This window comes from Shewanella sp. DNRA4 (genome assembly GCF_012843185.1).
Lineage (GTDB): Bacteria > Pseudomonadota > Gammaproteobacteria > Enterobacterales > Shewanellaceae > Shewanella > Shewanella xiamenensis.
Genome location: NZ_JABAIP010000009.1, coordinates 31,048 through 55,093, shown reverse-complemented (window position 1 = coordinate 55,093; position 24,046 = coordinate 31,048). Strand labels below are relative to the sequence as shown.

The following is a 24,046-nucleotide window of genomic DNA, read 5'->3' as shown; positions in this document are numbered from 1 at the left end:
AAAAGTAACAGCAAACGCTGGGGAAATCCCCTAAAAACCTTAACGCACACAGGATGTTAGTTATAAAAATACCCAGCAGTGCTGGGTATTTTTGTCAGCAAACTTGACCGCTTACTGAATGTTCTCTTCGTCTCCAAACTGGCCTTGGAACAGTACAGACGATAAGTAACGCTCTGCAGCTGAAGGTAGGATAACCACAATGTTTTTATCCGCAAACTCTGGCAGAGCCGCGATGCGGTTCGCCGCAACCACAGCAGCACCAGAAGAAATACCGACTAAAATTCCTTCTTCTTGCATTAAGCGGCGCGCCATGTCGATGGCTTCATCGTTGGTGACGGTTTCAACGCGATCGATTAACTCAAGATCTAAGTTACCAGGGATAAAACCTGCGCCAATACCTTGAATTTTGTGTGGACCAGGTTGCACTGGTAATCCCGCTAAGGTTTGGGTAATAACCGGTGAATCAGCGGGCTCTACCGCAACAGAAGTAATGGCTTTGCCAGCAACTTTCTTCAGGTAACGGCTCACGCCAGTGATGGTACCACCTGTACCTACACCCGCAACAAACACATCCACAGCACCATCGGTATCGTTCCAGATCTCTGGACCTGTGGTCTTTTCGTGGATTTCAGGGTTTGCAGGGTTATTAAACTGCTGCAGCATAATGTATTTTTCAGGCGCTGATTGACGGATTTCTTCCGCTTTATCGATAGCACCTTTCATGCCTTTTGCGCCTTCGGTCAGCACTAGGTTTGCACCTAAGGCTTTAAGCAGTTTACGACGCTCTAGGCTCATGGTGTTTGGCATAGTTAATGTCAGCTTGTAACCACGGGCGGCCGCCACATAGGCTAAGGCAATCCCAGTGTTACCTGAGGTAGGCTCAATCAGTTCGTGATCTTTGGTGAGCAGGCCTTTTTTCTCGGCATCCCAAATCATATTGGCACCGATACGGCATTTGACACTGAAACTTGGATTACGTGCTTCGACCTTTGCCAGCACTTTACCTTGGCTTACGCGGTTTAAACGCACTAACGGGGTGTTGCCAATAGTATATGAATTGTCTTCGAAAATTTTGCTCATGGATTGCTTGCTCCTATGTTTGCACTATTGAATCATAATCGCCTGTGGCGTATTTAGAAGTGATTGTTTGTTCTTCTTTATTCGATTTAGTTATTAAAGATGTCGCTGTTATTCGTAAAGCCAGATTGGTCGTGGGTTTAACTGTGTTAACCTCTTGCTAACATCAATAAAAATTGCAATAGAACGAGAACAGTCATTTGATGTTTTGGTGATAAAAGCGCTTATCGGAATCGGATTTCAACCATTATGAAGCAACAACAAACAGATTTGGGCAAAGATCCTAGAACTATGGTCACTCCTAAGGCATTTACTATTGCCGAATCGGTACTTTATACCCCATTAGCAACACCATTTAAGCGGGCGCTAGCGATATTAATCGACGGTTTATTTATCACTATTTTAGCCGAGCAAATGGATTGGCTGTTTGTTCTGCTGGTGGTGGGGATTATTTATATCGAAAAACGTAGCCGCCAGTTTGGCCGCTTTCTCAAATGGGGCCTTTATGCCGCCATGCTAGGGTTAATGCTCTTTAGCTCGGCGGGGAATTTGTGGGATTTGCATCAATCCAATCAATCCACCCGCGACAAGGTCTCCGCGCCCCAGGATAGTAAGACTGTTGTTAAGGCGATTCCTGGCCTTGTCTCCCTCGGACTCTGTGAAAATACGGATTGTGCCCGTGAACAAATCCGTTCTTTGCAACAGACGCTCGAAACTCAGACGCTGGAAAATGTACCCATTGAGGGCATGTCGGCAGCTGAGCGCCGCGATATGGTATTAGATACTTTAGCTAGCACGGATTTATCCGAGGCTGATAAAACGCAGTTACGTGATGAAATCATGGCGGGCACTCTCTGGCCCGAGGTGAAAGTGTTTGAAGTCACTCTCGATTCAGCCACGGATTCAACAACACCATCACAATCACCAAAGCCAAGTCATTTGCTTGATGACAAGCTTGAACGTAGGGCGAACCCTGTGTCTGAACCACAAGCCGATGGATTAGCTAACGCGCATACCGATAAACAAGCCGCAGATGAAGATCTTAATTCCGTGCGTCAAGCGGAAAGTAACAACACCGAAAACGCCGATGAGGAGGAAAGTGATACCCGCAGTGTGCTGGCGTGGATTAAAGGCTTTATGAGCGATATGGGCTTAGGGTTTGGTTGGGCAGCATTTTACTTTACCGTGTTTACCGCCAAATTTGATGGTCAGACCTTAGGTAAAAAACTATTAGGTATTCGCGTTATTCAACTTGATGGCGCTAAAATCAGCCTTTGGACCGCTTTTGGCCGTTATGGTGGCTATGCGGCGGGCTTTACGACAGGCTTACTTGGCTTTATCCAGATCTTTTGGGATGCCAATCGGCAGGGGATCCAAGATAAAATATCTTCCACAGTCGTGATAGACTTAGCGCAAATGCATAAAAAGCAACAATTAGAGCAGCAACAGGCGCAGGCTGAACACGCATTAGCCGCCGTGCCAACACAGAATAATGCGACGTCTGCTCACCTTACAACAAGCACCCGTTCGGAGCACCTATGAAACAGGTCGTTATTTCTGGCAGCGGTTTATTTACGCCGCCACACAGTATTTCAAATGAAGCTTTGGTGGAAAGCTTCAACGCCTATGTCGATATGTTTAACCTTGAAAATGCAGGATTAATTGAGCAGGGCCATGTCGCGCCGCTGTCTTATTCTTCCAGTGAGTTTATCGAGAAAGCCTCGGGCATCAAGCACAGATATGTGATGGTTAAAGACGGTATTCTCGATCCTGAAATCATGATGCCGCTGATCCCTGAGCGCAGCAGTGATGAGTTATCCATGCAGGCCGAAATTGGGGTTGAGGCGGCATTGATGGCACTGAAACAAGCGGACGTGAAGGCCGAGCAAATCGATTTAGTGATCGTTGCCTGTGCTTATACGCAGCGCGCTTATCCGGCAATGGCGATTGAAATCCAGCGGGCACTCGGTACTCGTGGCTATGGATATGATATGCAGGTTGCCTGTTCTTCGGCCACTTTTGCCATTGTGGCTGCCGCCAATGCGATTGCGACGGGCTCGGCGTCGCGCGTATTAGTGATTAATCCCGAAATTTGTTCGGCGCAGGTTAACTACCGAGACCGTGACAGTCACTTTATCTTCGGGGATGTCGCAACCGCTATGGTGCTCGAAGAGCAAAGTCTAGTGGCCGCGAGTAAAGGCTTTAATATTGTTTCAAGCCGTTGTTTTACCGACTACTCGAACAATATTCGCAGTAATTTTGGCTTTCTCAATCGCTGCGATCCAAGTTCGGCGCATCAGGCAGATAAGCTATTCCACCAACAGGGGCGCAAAGTCTTTAAAGAACTGTTGCCGATGATTTATCAGCATTTAGATGAGCATCTGGCCGAGCAATCCCTCACGCCGCAGTCCTTTAAGCGTTTGTGGTTGCATCAAGCCAACATCAATATGAACCTGTTTGTGGTGAAAAAACTGCTAGGGGATGAGGTGACGCCCGATCAGGCGCCCGTGGTGCTCGATGAGTATGCCAATACCGCCTCCGCCGGCTCTGTGATTGCTTTCCATAAATATTCCGCAGACTTTAATGCGGGCGATTTAGGGCTATTAAGCTCTTTTGGTGCGGGTTACTCCATCGGTAGCGTGATCCTGCAAAAACGCTAAATCGACAAAAGCCCCATTGCCAGCAATAGGGCTTTTGCTTTTATATCAGCACATTGGTTAAACGGCTTGATGCCGTACCTTAACCGAAAATGCCTTTAATCAGTACTAGACCGTTTGCAGTCTTGATAGCACTTTCTTTATAGCCTCAATTCAGATACCAGAGCCAATAACGATGATGCTTTTTTATCCCGATTCGGATATTCCGTTCCATCCCAATCCTGGCTGGTTTCTTGGCGCCTTTAATTGTTATGACCGAGAGGAAACCCTAGGGGAAACACTCAATCGCTACGATCCTTTAGATCCCGTGCAGCTGCAAGCGCTGTACGATGCTTATGTGTTTGATGAGTTTGGTGAACAGTTGGGATTTACCTCTGCCCACAGGGCTGCAATGGCGACAAATCTAATCGCTGCGCTGAGTGAGACAAAGCATGATTTTGTCGCCTATTTAGCGATTGATGAGAGCGAGGAGGAATGGTGTTTTCCTTCAGCGTGGGCATTCCCGCGGCCACGCTATCCCTTTGAACAGGCGTATCTTGCGCTGCTGCGGCATTGGGGAGTGGAGCTCACCGCAATAGGGATTGCGCTTCCCAGCCCAAGCTTATTGGGGATCCATGAGTCTTAGCTAGAATTCTGATTTAAGCCCACAAGCCTTGTTGTGGGCTTTATGCTAAACCTTTCTGCCTAGAGCAACCAGGCGTAGCTTAGCTTCATAAAATAGGTCTTCTCGTCCCGAGTGAGCCGCGTGAGTTCATCATCCGAGGTTAAACTGTCGGAATAGCCCAAATAGAACACGCTCTGGGGATTGAGTTTGTAGCCGTAGAGAATTTCATTGCCTAAGTGCGCCTCTTCGCTATCGGGCGACGAATACAAATACTGCGTAAGATTACGCTCGATTTGGGTGTAAATGCTCGATAGGCGAATAAAGCTGTGCAGACTCAGTTGCCAGTGCAGGCGCACATCTGAAAGGTTTGCGGTAAAGAGTTTATCCTGCTCGACCTCCATATGTTGATAAAGATGAGAAATCTCCACCGATAAACCGTTGGCGATTTTCCAGTTCAATATTGGATTGATTAAGGTCTTTGTGCCTAATCTATCATTGAGAAAATCAATCTCATCGCCGTAATGGATCTCCAGCTCAAGGCTGAGGGCTGAAATCGGCGTAATGGCTCCGTAAAGCCAGCCTTGAGTTTCCTCATATTGATTGCTGTTACCTATTACGGCGAGTTGCGCTGTATTATGGCGTGGTCCGACCCGCTCACGGGTTTCTACCCCAAAGGACAATTCACTTTGTAGTGCGCCATACATTTCCCAAAAGATCTCAAATTCTTGCTCGAGCTGTTCTCCCGCTTGATTGTGGGTGATATCCCAGTCACCGCCAAATTTTATCTTGTTAAACACCACTTGCGGATACCAAATTAAGCCACCGCCAGCCATAAAGGTGCGATAGTCAATTTTCTCTACAAAGCCCAAATCGGCACGAAAATTAGGGGAAACATCGTGATATTCGCTGTAGGCAAACCAATCGCGGGCATTGTGTTCATAGGTCAGTTGATACAAGGCGCCACTAAAATCCTCATCTGATTGGCTACGTAATACTTGTTCATTCACTTGGCATTGGCCAAATTCACAGTTTAAGGGCGTTTGACCGCAGAGTAGCCCTTCTGTCAGTTCTCCCTCCACATTGCCACAAAATTGTTGGTATAGGGCTGTGGGGTAACGTGTCTGGGAATGGGCGACCTGAGCAGTAAGTATATCTTGCTCAGTAGGCTGGTATTTGGCATCTAAACTTATGACATAATTGTGGTAATCATTATTATCATCGGTTTGTGCAGCAAATTCAGTCAGTTGATTGTCGGCACTGCTCTTAGCCGTGATAAGACCCCCAAAGGAAAAGGTTTTATCCATATCGAAGCGGTAACGCGCAGCCAGATTGAGGCTTTCCTCTGCTAATGAGGCGACCTCTGAACTTAAATTACCCGGCATTAAAAAGGTGGCTTGGCTGTCATTGGCGGCCAGCAGTGCCCAAGTGTGTTGCTCGGTTTGGCTGGTGAGTTTGAGGCCATAATCCGGCGATACGATATTGCGGGTATGTAGCAGATTCACTTGGGTATCGAAGTAGTCTTTATTATCGAGGAAGAAGGGGCGTTTTTCGTCGTAAAACAATGCGAATGTACTGTTAATATCGAGCTGACCCGCATCGGATTCGACTTGAGAGAAATCGGGGTTAATGGTTGCATTCAACAAGGTGCGGGCATTCATTCCCCAGCGTAAATCAAACCCCGGTTTATAGTCCGTATCTGTTTGCCAACCATGTGCAGTTTTATGTTCATTGCGAGTTGCTACAAAAGCGGGAGTAATTTGCAGATCTTGCCCTTGCTTGGCTGAAACTAAACCCGTGGCGACGCCGAGCTGACAGAGCTGGCAACTGATGTTGCGGTCAATTTTATGGGTGGAGAGACGATGGTTTTCATTACGTGGATAGTAGCGAATAAGCTCAAATCCCCAGTCTTGAATGGGCTTTTTATCGTCAAAGTTGAATAGCCGTAATGGCAGTTCGACTTCCACCTGATAGCCATCTGCGGTGATTTTACCGGCGGTTTTCCAAATGCCATCCCACGCTTCGCTCTCTTCGCCCGTGAGTTCATTCTCTATCGAGTCTAGTTGCACGCCCAGCGGGTTGATAAAAAACTGATAGGCCAAGCGTGCGTTATTGAGGGTATCGAGTTTGATCCCCACCAGATCATCACCCCAGAGATTATCCCTGTCCTTGAGAGTGGCACGAATGCGTTGAGGCTGACTGTCTTTGGCGGTAAAGGCCACAAATAGGCTGGTTTGGGTCGCGTAGATTCTGGCCTCGGTGTAAACGGGCGCCGCCGTGTTTTCTCCGGGCTGAGTCTCATAGCGTAACTCGGCCAGCGCCGCGTGCTGCCACACTGCCTCATCAAATTCACCATCAATCTCGGCGGTATCAGTTAAGGTTGGAATTGTTAACTGAAATTGGCTAACTGAGCCGGCCTGACTCGGTAAGCTCAGAAACATCATGCTCGATAGCAGAAAGGGGAGAAACGTCTTCAACAACTGGGCCCAAAATAATCCGTAAATTACGCGCAGTGTGCCAGAAGTTTTGAGTTAACAAGAATGAGTAATTGTTACAAGGATTGTATTTAAATTGGATTGAGTTAGAGCCAAAGCGCACTGGATGGCATGCATCCAGTGCGATAAGGAGGATTATTCAGGTGCGACCACAGGATTACGGTAGGCTTCACGGTACTTATCGACCCACATGGCGGTGGCACCACAAATTGCCACAGGCATCACAATAAAGTTCACCACAGGGATCATCGAAAACAGTGTCACTGTTGCGCCAAAGCTGAAACTGGTGCCGCGGGTTTGATTCAGTGCAAAGCGCATATCCTTGAAGCTCACCTTGTGGTTATCGAAGGGATAGTCGCAGTATTGAATCGCCATCATCCAAGCACTGAATAAAAACCACAGAATAGGCGCCAAGGTTTGCCCGACCATTGGCACTAAAAATAGCAGTAAAAATACCAATGCACGGGGCAGATAGTATTTCAGTTTGATCCATTCACGGCCAAGAATGCGCGGTAAGTCTTTGACTAAGTCCATGCCTGAACCGGTATGCATGGGTTTGCCGGTTAATAGTTGTTCAACCTTTTCGGCCAGTAAGCCATTAAAAGGCGCGGCTAGCCAGTTCATCACTGAGCTAAACACAAAGGCTAGCATCACCAACATAGTGACAACCGCCAGCGGCCAGAGCAGAAAGTTAAGCCAGCTTAAATATTCTGGGAGCTGGGCATTCATCCAAGTAAAGAGCAGATCGAGCTGACCGACAGCCACATAAATTACGGCGGCAAAAAGTAACAGGTTAATCATTAAAGGAATAAATACAAAAGTACGAAGACCTTTACGTGTAATCAAACCAAAGCCATCGAGAAAATAATTCACACCACTTTTAGCCTGTGAGGGCGAGGGAAATTTCTGTGTCATATCGTCATTCCAATAAAGTTGAGATACAGCGCGGGAGACAGATAACTGCGATTGTGATCAACTCGTCGCGAGATGACAAGCTAAAAGCCGCATGAATTCAATAAAAAGCGTTACAAAATGCGGCTTGCTTTGTTAAAGTTGGCCTCAGAATTCTATGACACGACTCGGGCTAATATTGGCCTGCACCGATATCTGCCATCGCCCTGATGGCTTTTTAAACTGAGACGCGCTAACTGGCACTATGAGATTAAAACAAATAAAACTTGCCGGCTTTAAGTCGTTTGTCGAACCCACCAAAATTCCGTTTTTACAGGCATTAAGCGCCATTATTGGCCCAAATGGCTGCGGTAAATCGAACGTGATTGACGCTGTGCGCTGGGTGCTAGGCGAAAGCTCGGCAAAGCATTTGCGCGGCGACTCCATGAGTGACGTGATTTTTAACGGCTCCAGCGCCCGTAAACCCGTGTCTGTGGCGGGCGTTGAACTGGTGTTTGAAAACAAAGAGGGCCGCCTAGCGGGCCAATATGCCAGTTATGAAGAAATCTCGGTCAAGCGTCAGGTGAGCCGTGACGGTGAATCTTGGTATTTTCTCAACGGCCAAAAGTGTCGCCGCAAAGACATCACCGATCTATTTATGGGTACAGGGCTTGGGCCGCGCAGTTACGCCATTATCGAGCAGGGCACAATTTCACGTTTAATCGAATCGAAACCGCAGGATTTACGTACTTTTATTGAAGAAGCTGCGGGGATTTCTCGCTATAAAGAACGGCGGCGTGAAACGGAAAATCGTATTCGTCACACCCGTGAAAACCTAGAGCGTTTAGGGGATATTCGCAGTGAGTTAGCCAAACAACTGGAAAAGCTCAGTCAGCAGGCTAAAGCCGCAACACAATATCGCGAGCTAAAGCAGGCTGAGCGTAAAACCCATGCTGAATTGCTGGTGATGCGCTACCAAGAGCTGCAAAGCCAGATGACGAGTTTATCGGAGCAGATTAGCTCGCTCGAGCTGCAACAAGCGGCAGCGCAATCCTTAGCGCAAACGAGTGAGTTAGAAAGCACTGAGCTGCAAGTTACGCTTTCACAGTTAGCCGAGCAAGAGCAGCAGGCGGTCGAAGCCTATTATCTAACGGGTACTGAGATTGCTAAGTTAGAGCAACAGTTACAGAGCCAAAAGCAGCGCGACGCCCAGCTACATACTCAGCTCGAGCAATTGAGCGAGCAAATCACCCAAAACCAAGCCAAATTAGCCGCTTATCAAGCCAGTTTTCAAGCGCTGGAGGCAGAGCTTAGCCAACTTGCGCCGCAACATGAATTGCAGCAGGAAATGATGGATGAGCTGCAAGCCCAATGGGAGATGAGTGTTTCGCGCAGTGAGGCACAGAGTGAAAGCGCCAGAGTGCTGGCGGCGGCCGCCGCTCAGCATAAGCTACAATTAGAATTACACCGCAGCAAACTGGCGCATCAGCAACAATTAAATGCCCATAAAACCCAGTTACATCAAGAACAACAGCAAGAGTTAGCCTCACTCAATGAGCATGCCCTTGAAGATAACAGCGCATCACTCAATGACGAGATTACCCAGTTAGAGCAAGCATTAGCTGAACAAGTTGAAATTAATCAAGAGTTTGAATCCACTCTGGCTACCGATACTCACGCGTTAGATGTTGCGCGAGGTGAGTTTGAGCAATTATCGCAGCGTTTAACTTCGGTGCGGGCGCGCTTCGAACTGGTTGAACAATGGCTGGCAAAACAAGAAGAGTTAAGTGATAAGCCGCAGCTGTGGCAAAGCATTCAAGTGGAAAACGGCTGGGAAGCCGCGGCAGAGCTGGCGCTGCAGGGATTAATGACGCTGCCCGTGGGCGTTGAAGCCAATGAGATAGGGTTTTATGCCGATGCTGCCTTGGCGGCGGATGCGCATCTGGATGGCTCTCCCATCTTAGGAGCCAAATTGAACCTTGCCCCTTGGCTTAAGGGACTTAAATGGGCCGATAATCTGGCCAGCGCACAAGCACAAGTGGCGAGCTTGGCGGCCGATGAGCGAATAGTGACCGCTGATGGTTATCTGCTTGGCAAAGGTTTTTTGATTGCCAAACAAGACAATAGCCAATCGTTAGTGCAATTGAGTAAAGAACAAACTCAATTAAGCGAAGCGATTAATGAGTGTGAGCAGGCGCGGGTAATACAGCAGTCAAAGCTCGATGCGTTGGCGCAGCAATTAACCCAAGTGCGTGACAGCTTAAGCCAAGGTATCAAACGCTTACACCAATTACAGCTCGATAAAGCCACCAAATCTACCCAGCTTAATAACGCAGAGGCCCAGGCCAAGCAGCGCGAAGTGAAACGGGGACAACTAGCAGAAACCGTTGCGCGAACGCGCAATGAGTTAGCCGAGCTGGCTGAGCAGTTAATGCTGCTTTCGGAACAAGAGGATGAATTGGCGGAGGCGCTAGCGTTAAGCCTTGAGAAACAGCAACAACAAAGCCTTGAAGCCCAAGGGGATTTAGCACGTCACCAAGCGCTAAAGGCACAAATTAGCGATGCCGAGCGCCGCTTAGCGAACCTAAATACCAGTCTGCAATCGGTCACCACTCGGATGGCGGTGAGCACAGAACAAATTGAATTACAGCGGGTCCGTGTCAGTGAATTAGTCCACTCACAGGAAACACTGTCAGCCCAGCTTGCCAGTGTTGTCGCACAGCAGGGTGATCAGCAAACGGCAAAGCTGAGTGAACAACTGGCGCAGCTACTCAATCAGCAACAGAGTCAGCAACAGGCACTTAAAACGCTCAGGGCACAACAAAGTTCGCTCACTGAAACGCTAAACAGTATAGGATTAAAGCAAAAACAAGAGCTTGGTAAGCTTGAGGGCTTGACTCAAAGCCTCAGCACGTTAAAGTTACGTCGTGAGGGATTAAAAGGGCAGGCTGACAGCCAGTTGGCAGCCCTAGCGGAACAGCAAATTGTGCTTGCTCAGGTGATTGATTCGCTGCCTAGCGATGGTCAGCCAGATAAGTGGCAGCGTGATTTGGATCAGATCCGGCAAAAAATTATCCGTTTAGGTGCGATAAACCTCGCGGCGATCGAAGAATTTGAGCAACAAAGTGAGCGAAAATCCTATTTGGATCATCAAGATGAAGATCTCAATAAAGGGCTTGCAACACTAGAAGAAGCCATTCGTAAAATCGACAAGGAGACCCGCACCCGCTTTAAAGCCACATTTGATGCAGTCAACGAGGATTTAGGGCGATTGTTCCCCAAGGTGTTTGGTGGCGGGCGTGCTTACCTTGCGCTAACGGAAGATGATTTATTAGAAACGGGCGTGACCATCATGGCCCAGCCGCCAGGTAAGAAGAACAGCACAATCCATCTTCTTTCCGGTGGTGAAAAAGCCCTAACGGCTTTATCATTGGTATTCGCGATTTTCAGGTTGAATCCAGCTCCCTTCTGTATGTTAGACGAAGTGGATGCGCCCTTAGACGATGCCAACGTAGAACGTTTCTGCCGATTATTGAAGGAGATGTCGCAGAGCGTACAGTTTATCTATATCAGCCATAACAAAATTACGATGGAGATGGCTGATCAACTTATCGGTGTGACTATGCATGAGCCGGGTGTATCCCGTATAGTCGCAGTAGATTTAGAGCAAGCGGTGGCGATGGCCGACGCGTGATAACTAGAAGAAAGACAGGGTAACCAATGGAAGATTTGCAACTAGTTTTGTTCGTTTTAGGCGCCATAGCCATAGTTGCTGTGCTGGTGCATGGATTTTGGTCTATCAGAAGACAACAGCCTAAGTCATTGAAAGATAGTCCGATGGGCAATTTCTACAAAAAGCAGGCAGAGCGTGGCGAGGCTGCCCCCAAGCGTATCGATGCCGATGGTTTCGACGCCGATGGTATTGGCGCCGTCAGAGTTCGTAAAGCGAATGAAGCTCATACCCCAGAGGCACCTGCGTTTAACCCTTATTTAAAGCAAGAAGCCAAAGCACAACCGCAACCAGTGGAACCCGTTCAAGTTGAACCTAAACCACTGTTTAAGCAAGAACCAAGCATGGCGCAGCCCGACTTTAATTTGCAATCACCGAGTGTGAAAGAGCAACACCGCGGCCCTAAAGCATCGCGCCAAGAGCCAGTATTGCAAAGCCATACAGCGCATTTAAATCAAGCTCACGTTGGCCAATCCCATGCGGCGATAGTGGCGCAAAAGGCGGCTGAAGAGCAACGTGCCCAAGTGCAAATGCCCACCCAAACCGCGTTGTTTGATGATGAAGAGGCGTATGAAGAAGAGCAACCTCAAGCCGTTGAACAGGCCGATGATGATTTAGGTGAACCACGTGATGTACTCGTACTGCACGTAGTGGCGAAAGAAGGTCAGCAACTTAATGGTGCAGAATTATTACCTTGCTTCTTAACCCTTAACTTTAAATATGGCGATATGAATATTTTCCATCGTCATGTGGATAATGCGGGTAATGGTAAGGTGTTGTTCTCCATTGCTAATATGGTAAAACCTGGTGTTTTTGACCCAGACAATATGGAACAATTCAGCACCCAAGGCGTGGTGTTCTTTATGACTTTACCTTGCTACGGCGATGCGCTAATGAATTTCTCTATCATGCTTAACTCGGCGCGCCAATTGGCGGATGATATCGACGCGGTTGTGCTCGATGGTCAGCGTCAACCTTGGGGCGAGTTTACTAAGCAAGATTATTTACACCGCATTCGCGCAAACGCTTAATGCACCGCCGCGAGACCGCGGTGATGGACAGATGGGGCCGCTAAATGCGGCCTCATTTTTTGCAACTTTTTGATGCTTAAGAATTCTGGATAATGAATATGCAAGACATTCAACTCGATAAACGCCTATCTGAACTGCTTTCACAAGCTGTTACGTCGGAAAATGCGCAGCCATTGATGCAGGCGCTCTGCCAATCTCTGAATGAACACAATATTCGTTACTATGTCGACGATGCACCAAGCATTACTGACTCAGAATACGACAGATTAATGCAGCGGCTGAAACAGCTTGAGGCCGAGTATCCTCAGTTTGTTGCTGCCGATTCGCCCACCCAAAGAGTGGGCGGCATGGCGCTGGCAAAGTTTGAACAAATTACTCACCTTAAACCCATGTTAAGTCTTGATAATGCCTTCGATGAGGCGGACTTTAGCGCATTTCATAAGCGTGTCAGCGACAGAGTGGGGCAAGTGAGTTTTTGCTGTGAGCCGAAACTCGATGGTTTGGCGGTGAGCATTTTATATCGCAATGGTGTGCTTGAGCGCGCCGCGACCCGGGGCGATGGCACTGTGGGCGAAGATATTACCGAAAACGTTAAAACCATTAAGTGTATTCCGCTCAAACTGCGTGGTGACAACTATCCCGAATTGGTTGAAGTGCGCGGCGAAGCCTTTATGCCCAAGGCGGCATTTGAGGCGCTAAATGAGCGTGCACGCTTAAAGGATGAAAAACTGTTTGTGAATCCGCGTAACGCGGCGGCGGGCAGCTTACGTCAGCTCGACAGTAAAATTACCGCGTCACGGGCGCTGTCTTTTTATGCCTACGCCTTAGGTGTGGTGGAGCCGACTTCCCACGAGTTAGCTAAGACGCATTATGAGCAATTGCAGCAACTTAAATCTTGGGGGCTACCAGTCAGTAGCGAGATCAAAGTCTGCGACGAACTCAGCCAAGTCTTTGCCTACTATCAAGATATATTGACTCGCCGCAGCGATTTACCCTTTGAAATCGATGGTGTGGTAATGAAGGTGAACGATATCGCACAGCAGCAAACCTTAGGGTTTGTGGCCAAATCTCCCCGCTGGGCAATTGCCTATAAATTCCCCGCGCAAGAAGAAATGACGCTGCTCGAAGGCGTAGATTTTCAAGTGGGCCGCACCGGCGCGGTGACGCCAGTCGCACGCCTAAAACCTGTGTTTGTCGGCGGCGTGACGGTATCGAACGCCACTTTGCACAATGCCGATGAAATCGAGCGTTTAGGTGTGATGATGGGCGACACCGTGATTATCCGCCGCGCCGGCGATGTGATCCCGCAAATTGTGGCCATAGTGCCAGAGCGTCGCCCTGAAGATGCTAAGGCGATTACCTTCCCGCAACATTGTCCCGTTTGCGGCAGTTTGGTTGAGCGATTAGAAGGTGAGGCCGTGGCCCGTTGTAGCGGCGGCTTATTCTGTGAGGCGCAGCGTAAAGAGGCGATCAAACATTTTGCCTCCCGTAAGGCATTAGATATCGACGGCATGGGCGATAAAATCGTCGAGCAGTTGATTGATAAGGAGTTGGTTCAAAGCCCGGCGGACTTATTTAAACTCACCGCCTCTATGATGACTATGCTGGACCGTATGGGAATGAAGTCGGCCACCAATCTCGCGCTGGCGATTGAAGCGGCTAAAACCACGACTTTGCCTCGTTTCCTCTATGCCTTAGGCATTCGAGAGGTGGGGGAGGCCACGGCGGCGAACCTTGCGACTCACTTTGGTAGTCTAGAGGCACTGCGCGTAGCTACCATTGAGCAACTCATTCAAGTTGAAGATATTGGTGAAGTGGTTGCCCAGCACGTAGCGCATTTCTTTGCTCAGCCCCATAACCTAGAGGTGATCGATGCTTTGATTGCGGCTGGTGTCAACTGGCCTGCGATTGCAGCGCCAAGTGCCGATGAACAGCCATTAAAGGGGCAGACTTGGGTGTTAACCGGTACCTTAAATCAACTCAACCGTAACGATGCTAAGGCGCAGTTACAGGCCTTAGGCGCCAAAGTCGCGGGCAGTGTGTCGAAAAATACCGATTGCTTAGTGGCGGGTGAAGCGGCAGGCTCCAAGCTTGCCAAAGCGCAGGAGCTAGGCGTGAAGGTGATTGGCGAAGACGAATTGCTCGCGCTGCTCGCTGCCAATACCTAATGCGAGTTTGATTTGATGAGTAAAACGCCTTGCTTAGCAAGGCGTTTTTGTTGAGGGTTCATCTTGATTGGGCGCGGTTTTCTGGCGGAGCCATGATAAACTTGATCTATCAGCGGATTGCACCGATAGCAATCATTGTGCGCTTATAAAAAGGAAAACCTATGACAGATCTCAGTGATATTCGCCGTGAATACACCAAAGGTGGCTTAAGACGCGCCGATTTACCCCAAAACCCGATGCAGTTATTTGAATTGTGGATGACACAAGCCAGAGATGCGCAGCTGAGTGATCCTACCGCGATGTGTGTTGCCACAGTGGATGAACATGGCCAACCTTTTCAACGAATTGTACTGTTAAAGCGTTTTGATGAAACAGGTTTTGTGTTCTTCACTAACTTAGGCAGTCGCAAGGCACAGCAGATTGCGGCCAATAATAAAGTGAGTCTACATTTTCCTTGGCATCCGATTGAACGCCAAGTGTCGATTCTCGGTGAGGCGCAGCCGCTTTCTACCGCCGAAGTGCTGAAATACTTTATGACCCGCCCCAAGGATAGCCAGATTGCCGCTTGGGTGTCGCAGCAGTCGAGCAAACTGAGTGCCAGACAAGTGCTCGAAGGTAAGTTCTTTGAAATGAAAGCGAAATTTGCTAAGGGCGATGTACCATTGCCGAGCTTTTGGGGCGGTTACTTAGTTAAGCCGTCAAGTATTGAGTTTTGGCAAGGTGGAGAGCATCGCCTGCATGACCGCTTTCTCTACACTCGCCAAGCGGATGAATGGATGATTGACCGTTTAGCACCCTAATGGCTTTAGGAGCTTAATGTGGAACAGTATAAGATTTGGGTGGATGCCGATGCTTGCCCAAACCCAATTAAAGAGATTTTATTTCGCGCAGCTGAGCGAAAGGCGCTGCCGCTAGTGCTGGTGGCGAACCAAATGCTACGGGTGCCACCGTCACCGTATATCAGTCAAGTGCGTGTTGGCTCAGGCTTTGATGTGGCGGATCAATACATTGTCGACCATGTTGAGGCCACACATTTAGTCATCACTGCCGATATCCCGTTGGCGGCGCAAGTGATCGAAAAGGGCGCGCTGGCGCTCAACCCCCGCGGTGAACTCTACACCACTGACAATATTCGCCAAAAGCTTACGATGCGTGATTTTATGGAAGATTTACGTTCATCGGGTGTACATACAGGTGGACCTGATACTTTGTCTGCGGCCGATAAGCAGGCTTTTGCCAATAGTTTAGACAAATGGCTTGTGCGGGTTAAATGATAGTTCACTGGTCGCTAATCAATAAAAAGAGTATCTTTAGTGAAGCTTAGGTGATCTTTGTCACGGTTTGCTAAGTGCTGAGCAGCTTTGTACTTCATAACAAGGAGCTGATGGGTCTTACAACTCACAATTGAGGATGGATACGATGAATAAATGGATAGGAATCGCGGCATTATCGACGTTGATGAGCTTCAGCTCCGTTGCCCAATGGCAAGTGATTGAGCAGGATTCTAGGGTCAGTTTCGTGTCGGTAAAAAAGGGGGATATTGCTGAGGTTCATCATTTTAAGCAGCTAAAAGGTACTCTGAAGGATACTGGCCAATTTGAGTTAACAATTCCGCTGATAAGCGTAGCAACGGGTATTGATGTGCGTGATGAGCGTATGCAGCACTTATTGTTTGAAGTGTCATTGTATCCTGAACTTAACTTGAGTGCCCAAGTCGATAGTCAAATGCTCAAAGCGCTTGCAGTGGATGAGTCAAAGGTTGTTGACATCGAGGGCAAAATTGCCCTGCATGGAAAACAGCAAACAAAAACTTTTTCGGTAATTTTGACCAAAGTATCTGATAATAAACTGATGGTTAGTAGTTTTCAGCCGATAATTATCAATGCAAATGAATTTGGCTTGGTTGCAGGGGTTGATAAGTTGCGTGATATTGCAGGTTTATCTAGTATTAGCCAAGCCGTTCCGGTGTCGTTTGTACTAACCTTAACTCAGTAACAACAATAAGATTGGTTTAGATCAATACGTCAGCTGTTGTATTTAAGATAAGGTTATGAGGTGGCTGACGTATAATGCTCATACTGACCACTTAATGGGTGGATGTTGAGGCTTTTTAGATGTTAACAGTGTCCTTAATGGCGCTCGATTTAGTTGTTTTAAGGGTTAAAAATGGTCACAGATAAAGACGGTTACATGCATTTAATCCAGTATTTGACTGAGCATCTTGGCTTGTTCGAAACGCCTGATACCCAAAATGTGTCCGACGATACTGTGATGGAATTGTTTGAGGAACAATTATCCGCGCAGATTATTATGGTCTGTGGTCAAAATCCGTCACTTTCCTTTAGTGAGCGTAATACCATTATCCGTGAGGTCGATGCCATTGTGTATGATCTCGAGGAAATTCTCGCCTCTGTAGCCAATCATAGGGCAACACCTGAGCAAACGCTGTTTATCACTGAATTTTCAGGACTCATCAAAAATTTATTTGATCAAGAGATCGCAAAATTTCAATCCCATGCATAATGTTTGAGGCTAGTCATCGGGTTACTCTTACTCCCATTGCTTATCGTTAGCTCTTGGGAATTGAAGTCGTGCTTTAATCCCGTTCCTTGCCTTCAGCAATTGCATATTGGTTTTTCCATCATGGCTTGTCTCTTCACGCTGGATTGATTGCCGTTGTTAGTAACAACCCTTTGTGCTCATTTTTCTGTTTTCTGTCGATATTCGCACAAAAGCCTATGTGGTTAGGGGAGATAAGCTATCACTCTGCTTATTTTGCTTTCCGAGTCGTAGAAAAATCACCAGTTGTTTAAGCATCTTTGCTTACAGGGTATATCTTTACTCTATAACGATATTTTTGGGTGATATACGAAGGGAGATGCATGATGCTAACCATATGTCCTAGCTATGCCGATGATTTATTAACCATTGCTGTTTCCGGTCAGGTAACGCATCAGGATATTGAAACCATTTTGTTTCCGGCCATTGAAGCCAAGTTATTGGATCATGCTTGTATTCGTTTATGGTATGAATTTAGTGCTGATTTTATGGGTGTTACAGTTGGAGCACTTTGGGACGATGCTTTACTCAGTGTGTTCCATTTCAGTGATTTCGCGCGGGTAGTGATGATTGCGGACACGCAAATGCTTGGGACTATGGTCAATACGTTAGCTTTTATGTTGCCTTGTCCGGTTAAAGTCTTTGGCGAAAATGAGCGTGTACTGGCTAAGGAATGGCTAGACGACAAAGTGATTGCACTGTAACAGAGAGTAACTGCTCGGATTGTTGATGCTTAATTTGTAAAGCATACAGCAGGGCGGCAAAGAGCTGTTACACCTAAGCCATCGGCCAATAGCACTCGATTTGAGTGCCTAGATTGAGTTCGCTGTTTACGATTAGCTCGCCATTTAACTCATATTTTATCCACAAATTGAGGCAGGATAGCGTTCCTGTACATTGTCTTTGAAGTATGTCATGCCTGAGTTGCTCAAGATGAGCTGTCGAGATCCCCACACCATTATCCTGTAGCAGTATATGTAATTCATTACCTCGTTTATCGAGTTGCAACAGTATTTCGCGATGTTGATGATGCTCTTTAAATGCGTGTTGTAGAGTGTTATTGAGCAATCGATAGAAAAACTGCAAATATTGCCAAGCATTACCATCGATAATTAATAGTTCATCGCAGTTAAGATTTACTTTCACCTGTGCTTTGAGTAATTGTGGCTGTAATAGGCTGAGCAAATGTTGGAGAAACTGCGCTAAATGGAGCGGTCGTATTTCACTATGTTGATCAGTAAATAGCTGCGATATTTGTCTTAATCTTACGGCCTGTTGACTCATGAGATGCACCGCTTTAGCAGACTGGTCGACATATTCACCTTGACGAATCTGACATACTTGAGCGAGGAGGCGATCCTGCTCTTGCATCATTTGATTAATCACTTCGGCGAGGAAGTGCTGCATGAGTTTTAGACTTTGCTGTTTATTGAGGTTGAGTTGGATTTGCTGTGTAATTTCATGATTGAGCTCACCTATCTGCTCCCTCATTAAGGCGAGTTCTTGCTGGGCTAACTGAGTTTGATGTTGCTGTTCCTTTATTTGTTGCTGTTGTTGTTCTAGCAGTTTTTCTTGTGCTTTATCTTGGCGCTTTTTGAGATCCACATTAAAGCCAATTGCACCAACGCCAATAGAATTATCTTCATCATCTCGGATATCAAACTTAGTCATCTGGTAAATAATTTCACCACGGGGAGTTGGTATTGGCTCTTCAAAATGCAGAGCATCGTGGCGATGGTTTACCCGTTGATCGTTCTGTTGGTAGAGTTGAGCGAGAGGAGCTGGAAAGAGTTCAAAATCCATGGCGCCGATAATTTTTCGCCGTTCGATACCGAGTACTTCACAATATTTATGATTGACCAAGGTGTATCTGCCATTTAAGTCTTTGATATAAATGATGGTAGATGCAAAGTCTAATAAAGATCTTAATTGTTCCTTATGTCGATTCAATTCCTGTTGAACATGTTGTTGACTAAGTAACTGTTGTTCCAGTGCGAGATTGCTGGCATCTAAACTCGCCATAGCGATTTCAAGCTGTTGAGTACGCGATAAAAAAGTCTTTGCGAGTAATCCGACTTCGTCATGGCGCTCTTTGGCTTTGAGTTCGATGGAGGCAGAGTCATTGCGTTTAAGCGCTCTGACCATTTCCATTATAGGAGCCATGATTAGCCTATGTTGCAGTATGAACAAGGATATAAGGCCTAGCATTTGGATTGCGACTAAAGAAAGCCCCACCTTTTCAATCAGTTTTTTAGCGGTGTCTTGTAACGGCGCGACTGGTGTGACGACTAAAATTTTCCAATAAGTATGGGGCATAAGAAAAACGGAAACGAGTGAAGGCGCCTTTAGGACAGGATCCATTGTCAATGCGATTGAAGCGATACGTCGGGGGGTTGTGAAATGGTTTTTCGCGTTGTCATTCACAATTGCAGAGAGCATTTCTCGCTCATTATCGCTGCTTAATCGAGTGAGATTATCCATTTGCTCTTGAGTAAAAACGCGCTCAGCAATTGCTTGGTCGATAAAACTGCGATCTGCCAACTGAAGCGCTGATGCTATAGGAGTAAAAGCGTGCTCTACTTTAGCTAACGCATCAAAGCTCATTAAATGGTGTGTCGTATCAGACTGAGATTGGCGTGTATTATCACGATTAGGAAAAGCCAGTATTTGATTTTGATGGTCAATAGCCACGACATAGCCACTGACATCCAACATGGCATTGCGTAACAGCTGATTGAGTTTTTCTAGACTAATATCCGTGGTCGCTGCACCGATAAATTGGTGATCTACCCACATGGCGCTTGATGCGGTAACCATAGGTTCATGGGTTGTGGGATCGATATAGGATTTAGACCAAAAGACTTTACCTGCGGGGAAAAAACGGGTTGGTCGATACCATTCTTCAGTATGATAACTTGGGAAGTTATCACTGTTGTAGCTGTCTATCGCTACCAACTCACCGCGAATATTGTGCGCCCAAAACAAGCTGTCACGGAACTTTTGCCGATTAAATGCGCCTGGCTCAGGCCAAATACCGCCACCAGAGATGATGTCCTTTTGACTTTCTATCGAAAGTAAAACGGGAATACTTTTACTGAGCTGTTCAGGTTCATGGCGGTAGAGCATGGCGATTTGACTAATCGCATTCACTTGATTTTCGACTTGTGAGGTCATCTCCTGCAGTTTAGCAATAATTATTTGCCCGTGATTCTGATTAAGCAACGTCTGTTGCTCACTGATTTGTTGGGTCTGGATATTAAGGATGACCCAAGCAGTACTGAAAATCAGTATGCTGGCGATGATGAGTTGGAGCAAGCTGAGCTTAAACGGCAGGCTTTTTTGCCATTGGGTTAACGAGGCTTGTGGCGCAATGATAGGCCGTTTATCCATGTTATACGGGGTCCAAATGCCGCGATCATTGAGCCAGTTTAGCTTTTTTTGATCTAATTGCCATTGGCTTAAATCAAAGTTAAGTCATAACACTAACTAAAGTTATAAATGGAGAGGCATAAAAATAAGGCAGACCTTAAGTCTGCCTATTGAAACTTATTTATAGAGTGACGGTTTATCTGAGCCGCTGAGAATTGGCACAATAAACAGTAATAACATCACTAGATAACCACTAAAGGCAACGACCATCCATTCGGCCATTGTAACTCCCATAAATTGCCATGGCACATCGGTACACATACCCGTCGGCATCATGATGGCAGGAAACCATTCATGCAGTGGCATCCAGGCTGGAAATTCGGGTAAAAACGAGCAGGTAGAAAATGGTGAGGGATTGTTTTGCATATCCACTAAGGCTAATGCTAGCTTTAGGCCCCATGTTGCGCTTATTGCCCAACCCAGTGCTCCCAAAATTCGAACGATACGGTACTTTGGCGCCGTCATTCCCACAAGTCCTGCAGCCAAAATACCGAATACAGCAAGTCTTTGGTAGATACACATCACACAGGGATCTAATTTCATCACGTATTGAAAATATAAAGCGGCCGCTTCAAGGACAATCGCAGAGCCTGTCAGAATAAACCAAGATGCACGGGAATGGGCAAAGCGAGTGAATGCTGTCAAAAGTGAACTCCATATCAACAAAAAACGCCCTTGAATATAGGGCGTTTGTTTGACTGTACTGAACTCATAAAGTTCAGTCAACTCTGATATTTATGTTAGTGAGCTGCCGCAGGCGCTAAGGCTTCCTTAACACTGTGGTGCAAAATCGCATGGGAATCATAGAAATACTGCGTCATTTGCTCTAAGAAACCCATTTGAATCGCCATTACACCCACAACCGATAGGACGATCGTGTAAGGCAATGCCATCCATACCATTCTGCCGTAGGACAAGCGGATGAGTGGTGCAAGTGCTGATGTCAGTAAGAACAGGAATGCAGCTTGACCATTAGGTGTTGCAACTGAAGGCAAGTTAGTTCCAGTGTTAATTGCCACAGCCAACAGGTCGAATTGATCGCGGGTAATTTGACCATTAATCAAAGCCGCTTTGACTTCGTTAATGTAGACCGTCCCCACAAACACGTTATCACTGACCATAGAGAGTAAACCGTTAGCAATATAGAAAATCACTAATTGGGTATTACCTTCGTGGTTCAGCGCCCATTGGATCACGGGAGCAAATAGTTGTTGATCAATAATCACTGCGACCACGGCAAAGAATACCGCTAACAGCGCCGTAAAGGGGAGAGCTTCTTCGAAGGCTTTTCCTAGGGCATGTTCATCGGTAATACCGTTAAACGCAGTGGCTAAAATAATCACGGATAAACCAATCAAGCCTACAGAGGCTAAATGTAGCGCAAGACCTGCAATCAACCAAACCCCAATAATGGCTTGAACAATAAGCTTCATTTTATCTTTATTGGTACGACGTGCATCTTCATAGGCTGCATAGTCACAGAGGATTTTATGAACAGCATCAGGTAATTGCGCACCGTATCCAAAGATACGGAATTTTTCGACTAAGTAGCAGGTTAAGATACCAGCAATCAGGACCGGCACGGTAACTGGTGACATACGAATTGCAAACTCACCAAACTGCCAGTTAGCTTGGGCGGCAATAATTAAGTTTTGAGGCTCGCCAACCATAGTACACACGCCACCTAATGCGGTACCAACGCCTGCGTGCATCAATAGGTTACGTAAGAAGCCACGGAAAGACTCCAGCTCAGCTTCGTTGAGTTGGGCATCACCTTCCTCGTTTTTATCTTCTGAGGTATGGTCATGATCGGCAGAGAAATCTTTACCCGAGGCAACTTTGTGGTAAATAGAGTAAAAGCCCACTGCAACGGTAATAATTACTGCAATAACGGTTAAAGCATCTAAAAAGGCGGATAGGAATGCTGAAGCTAAACAAAACATTAAAGACACTAAGATTTTAGATCGGACTTTGGTGATCATCTTAGTAAATACGAATAGCAGCAGTTGCTTCATGAAGTAAATGCCAGCCACCATGAACACTAGCAATAATAACACTTCAAGGTTAGCTTCAATTTCGTGTAGCACTTGACTGGCTGAAGTCATGCCAATTGCAACCGCTTCGATGGCTAACAAACCGCCGGGTTGTAATGGATAGCATTTTAGCGCCATTGCTAGGGTGAAAATAAATTCAAGCACTAATACCCAACCAGCCACAAAGGGACTGACATAGAAAAAGAGTATTGGATTGATTATTAAAAACGACAGTATTGCGATCTTGTACCACTTAGGTGAGTTACCTAAGAAGTTTCCAATAAACGCCTGACTCATTGTCATCGGCATGGCATCCTCTCTTCTAATTATGTTTTAAATTTCACAAGTTATTGTTAGTGACATATGTTTTAGGATTCAGTCTAGCCTAAAGAGAATGCTAATGTAACGAGTTACTCAAACCCAGATTTCAAAAAGCGGAGCTAATCGGCAAAATTGGTACAATTGCTATTGATTTGTGTCGATTTATTAAACATTTTTGTGACAATTGTACGCTGATGAAGCGGGGAGTTTCAGTCAATGGTTTCCATTTTTTACCGCTCTGGTATGATCAGTGACCATTATTAAAGCACAACAACTGGATAAGTGGGCTGATGATTATCAATGCCAAAGGACCTGCAAGTTTTGCAGAGAAGTATATTGTAAGATCGATTTGGGAAAATAAGTTTCCTCCAGGGTCCATTTTACCGGCTGAACGTGAGCTTTCTGAATTGATCGGCGTGACCCGGACGACGTTGCGTGAGGTGTTACAGCGTTTAGCGCGTGATGGTTGGTTGAAAATTCAACATGGCAAGCCGACTCGTGTCAATAATTTTTGGGAAACTTCGGGTCTGAATATTCTTGAGACGATTGCAGATCTCAACCCTGAGGGCTTCCCTGTACTAGTGGACCAATTACTCTCTGCTCGTACCAATGTGAGTGCAATTTATTTCCGTGGCGCACTGCGCAACAGCCCTGATACTGCGATGGAAGTATTGGCTAAAATCCATCAGTTAGAGGATACCGCTGAATCTTTTGCCGAGTATGATTATCTGTTGCATCATACGTTAGCGTTCTCATCGGGTAATCCGCTTTATGTATTGATCTTGAATGGCTTTAAGGGACTATATAGTCGAGTTGGGCGTTACTATTTTAGTAGTCCAGAGGCTCGTCAGTTGGCACTTAATTTTTATAAAGAGTTAGAACTGTTAGCGAAAGCGAAAAACTATCTCGATGTGCCTGCATTAATGCGTACCTATGGGATCAATAGTGGCAAAATGTGGCTGCAATTGCGTGATGATATGCCGTCTTCAATTGCTCAACAGGATTCGCATTCGTAGCTGACACTGAGCATTCACTATCTGGGTGCTTGTTAACA

Annotated in this window: 18 protein-coding genes; 12 read left to right on the top strand and 6 right to left on the bottom strand. The window is 46.5% G+C overall.

Going from position 1 to position 24,046, the window contains the following annotated elements:
• Positions 1–111: 111 nt before the first annotated feature.
• Complete coding sequence (gene cysK, locus HG547_RS11180; protein WP_011622282.1) at positions 112–1,080, bottom strand: cysteine synthase A; 969 nt, start codon at positions 1,078–1,080, stop codon at positions 112–114.
• 246 nt (positions 1,081–1,326) lie between these two features.
• Here cysK and HG547_RS11175 point away from each other — a divergent pair, with 246 nt between their 5' ends.
• The 3 genes from HG547_RS11175 to HG547_RS11165 all read left to right on the top strand — a co-directional run bounded on the left by HG547_RS11175 (position 1,327) and on the right by HG547_RS11165 (position 4,359).
• The gene (locus HG547_RS11175; RefSeq protein WP_169547865.1) at positions 1,327–2,619 is read left to right on the top strand and encodes an RDD family protein; all 1,293 of its coding nucleotides are present in this window, start codon (positions 1,327–1,329) and stop codon (positions 2,617–2,619) included.
• Complete coding sequence (locus HG547_RS11170; protein WP_069455208.1) at positions 2,616–3,737, top strand: beta-ketoacyl-ACP synthase III; 1,122 nt, start codon at positions 2,616–2,618, stop codon at positions 3,735–3,737. The genes HG547_RS11175 and HG547_RS11170 overlap by 4 nt, the downstream gene beginning before the upstream one ends.
• A 172-nt stretch (positions 3,738–3,909) precedes the next feature.
• A complete protein-coding gene (locus HG547_RS11165; protein ID WP_088585429.1) occupies positions 3,910–4,359 on the top strand; it encodes a hypothetical protein in 450 nt (149 codons plus the stop codon).
• 59 nt (positions 4,360–4,418) lie between these two features.
• On the opposite strand, the gene HG547_RS11160 is transcribed toward HG547_RS11165, so the two are convergent.
• Both HG547_RS11160 and cysZ read right to left on the bottom strand, forming a co-directional pair.
• Complete coding sequence (locus HG547_RS11160; protein WP_169547938.1) at positions 4,419–6,779, bottom strand: carbohydrate binding family 9 domain-containing protein; 2,361 nt, start codon at positions 6,777–6,779, stop codon at positions 4,419–4,421.
• A 186-nt stretch (positions 6,780–6,965) separates the two neighbouring features.
• Positions 6,966–7,745, bottom strand: coding sequence for a sulfate transporter CysZ (gene cysZ, locus HG547_RS11155; RefSeq protein WP_037426752.1), 780 nt, complete (start codon positions 7,743–7,745; stop codon positions 6,966–6,968).
• 241 nt (positions 7,746–7,986) lie between these two features.
• On the opposite strand from cysZ, the gene smc reads away from it, so the two are divergent.
• From smc to HG547_RS11115, 8 genes are all read left to right on the top strand, one after another.
• Positions 7,987–11,415: a chromosome segregation protein SMC gene (gene smc, locus HG547_RS11150; protein ID WP_169547864.1), complete on the top strand. Its 3,429-nt coding sequence runs from the start codon at positions 7,987–7,989 to the stop codon at positions 11,413–11,415.
• Between the two features lie 26 nt (positions 11,416–11,441).
• Positions 11,442–12,482 (top strand): cell division protein ZipA, encoded by a 1,041-nt coding sequence (zipA, locus tag HG547_RS11145; protein ID WP_037419838.1) that lies wholly within the window; start codon positions 11,442–11,444, stop codon positions 12,480–12,482.
• Between the two features lie 98 nt (positions 12,483–12,580).
• Entirely contained in the window at positions 12,581–14,650 is a 2,070-nt protein-coding gene (gene ligA, locus HG547_RS11140; RefSeq protein WP_169547863.1) for an NAD-dependent DNA ligase LigA, read from the top strand.
• A 161-nt stretch (positions 14,651–14,811) separates the two neighbouring features.
• Entirely contained in the window at positions 14,812–15,450 is a 639-nt protein-coding gene (pdxH, locus tag HG547_RS11135; RefSeq protein WP_055648129.1) for a pyridoxamine 5'-phosphate oxidase, read from the top strand.
• An 18-nt stretch (positions 15,451–15,468) separates the two neighbouring features.
• The gene (locus HG547_RS11130) at positions 15,469–15,924 is read left to right on the top strand and encodes a YaiI/YqxD family protein (protein ID WP_055648128.1); all 456 of its coding nucleotides are present in this window, start codon (positions 15,469–15,471) and stop codon (positions 15,922–15,924) included.
• Positions 15,925–16,069: 145 nt separating this feature from the next.
• Positions 16,070–16,645 carry a YceI family protein gene (locus HG547_RS11125; RefSeq protein WP_047540190.1) on the top strand — a complete coding sequence of 192 codons (576 nt, stop codon included), beginning with the start codon at positions 16,070–16,072 and terminating at the stop codon, positions 16,643–16,645.
• A gap of 171 nt (positions 16,646–16,816) precedes the next feature.
• Positions 16,817–17,173 (top strand): DUF3802 family protein, encoded by a 357-nt coding sequence (locus HG547_RS11120; RefSeq protein WP_037419846.1) that lies wholly within the window; start codon positions 16,817–16,819, stop codon positions 17,171–17,173.
• Positions 17,174–17,535: 362 nt separating this feature from the next.
• Positions 17,536–17,913: an STAS/SEC14 domain-containing protein gene (locus HG547_RS11115; protein ID WP_169547937.1), complete on the top strand. Its 378-nt coding sequence runs from the start codon at positions 17,536–17,538 to the stop codon at positions 17,911–17,913.
• A 73-nt stretch (positions 17,914–17,986) separates the two neighbouring features.
• Here the strand turns inward: HG547_RS11115 and HG547_RS11110 are convergent, their stop codons facing one another.
• The 3 genes from HG547_RS11110 to nhaB form a co-directional block, all read right to left on the bottom strand.
• Positions 17,987–20,599 carry a cache domain-containing protein gene (locus HG547_RS11110; protein WP_169547862.1) on the bottom strand — a complete coding sequence of 871 codons (2,613 nt, stop codon included), beginning with the start codon at positions 20,597–20,599 and terminating at the stop codon, positions 17,987–17,989.
• Positions 20,600–20,755: 156 nt separating this feature from the next.
• Positions 20,756–21,283 carry a disulfide bond formation protein DsbB gene (dsbB, locus tag HG547_RS11105; protein ID WP_047535219.1) on the bottom strand — a complete coding sequence of 176 codons (528 nt, stop codon included), beginning with the start codon at positions 21,281–21,283 and terminating at the stop codon, positions 20,756–20,758.
• 95 nt (positions 21,284–21,378) lie between these two features.
• A complete protein-coding gene (nhaB, locus tag HG547_RS11100) occupies positions 21,379–22,980 on the bottom strand; it encodes a sodium/proton antiporter NhaB (protein ID WP_037419860.1) in 1,602 nt (533 codons plus the stop codon).
• Positions 22,981–23,282: 302 nt separating this feature from the next.
• Between nhaB and fadR the strand changes: the two genes are divergently transcribed.
• Complete coding sequence (gene fadR / locus HG547_RS11095; protein ID WP_037419862.1) at positions 23,283–24,008, top strand: fatty acid metabolism transcriptional regulator FadR; 726 nt, start codon at positions 23,283–23,285, stop codon at positions 24,006–24,008.
• Positions 24,009–24,046 lie beyond the last annotated feature (38 nt).

What these genes read in the sequence shown, in the direction of transcription:
- cysK (WP_011622282.1), bottom strand. Translation starts at nt 1,080, where the DNA reads ATGAGCAAAATTTTCGAAGACAATTCATATACTATTGGCAACACCCCG.
- nhaB (WP_037419860.1), bottom strand. Translation starts at nt 22,980, where the DNA reads ATGCCGATGACAATGAGTCAGGCGTTTATTGGAAACTTCTTAGGTAAC.
- HG547_RS11160 (WP_169547938.1), bottom strand. Translation starts at nt 6,779, where the DNA reads ATGATGTTTCTGAGCTTACCGAGTCAGGCCGGCTCAGTTAGCCAATTT.
- HG547_RS11125 (WP_047540190.1), top strand. Translation starts at nt 16,070, where the DNA reads ATGAATAAATGGATAGGAATCGCGGCATTATCGACGTTGATGAGCTTC.
- HG547_RS11120 (WP_037419846.1), top strand. Translation starts at nt 16,817, where the DNA reads ATGGTCACAGATAAAGACGGTTACATGCATTTAATCCAGTATTTGACT.
- pdxH (WP_055648129.1), top strand. Translation starts at nt 14,812, where the DNA reads ATGACAGATCTCAGTGATATTCGCCGTGAATACACCAAAGGTGGCTTA.
- HG547_RS11115 (WP_169547937.1), top strand. Translation starts at nt 17,536, where the DNA reads ATGCTAACCATATGTCCTAGCTATGCCGATGATTTATTAACCATTGCT.
- HG547_RS11170 (WP_069455208.1), top strand. Translation starts at nt 2,616, where the DNA reads ATGAAACAGGTCGTTATTTCTGGCAGCGGTTTATTTACGCCGCCACAC.
- HG547_RS11110 (WP_169547862.1), bottom strand. Translation starts at nt 20,599, where the DNA reads ATGGATAAACGGCCTATCATTGCGCCACAAGCCTCGTTAACCCAATGG.
- ligA (WP_169547863.1), top strand. Translation starts at nt 12,581, where the DNA reads ATGCAAGACATTCAACTCGATAAACGCCTATCTGAACTGCTTTCACAA.
- zipA (WP_037419838.1), top strand. Translation starts at nt 11,442, where the DNA reads ATGGAAGATTTGCAACTAGTTTTGTTCGTTTTAGGCGCCATAGCCATA.
- cysZ (WP_037426752.1), bottom strand. Translation starts at nt 7,745, where the DNA reads ATGACACAGAAATTTCCCTCGCCCTCACAGGCTAAAAGTGGTGTGAAT.
- HG547_RS11165 (WP_088585429.1), top strand. Translation starts at nt 3,910, where the DNA reads ATGATGCTTTTTTATCCCGATTCGGATATTCCGTTCCATCCCAATCCT.
- smc (WP_169547864.1), top strand. Translation starts at nt 7,987, where the DNA reads ATGAGATTAAAACAAATAAAACTTGCCGGCTTTAAGTCGTTTGTCGAA.
- fadR (WP_037419862.1), top strand. Translation starts at nt 23,283, where the DNA reads ATGATTATCAATGCCAAAGGACCTGCAAGTTTTGCAGAGAAGTATATT.
- HG547_RS11175 (WP_169547865.1), top strand. Translation starts at nt 1,327, where the DNA reads ATGAAGCAACAACAAACAGATTTGGGCAAAGATCCTAGAACTATGGTC.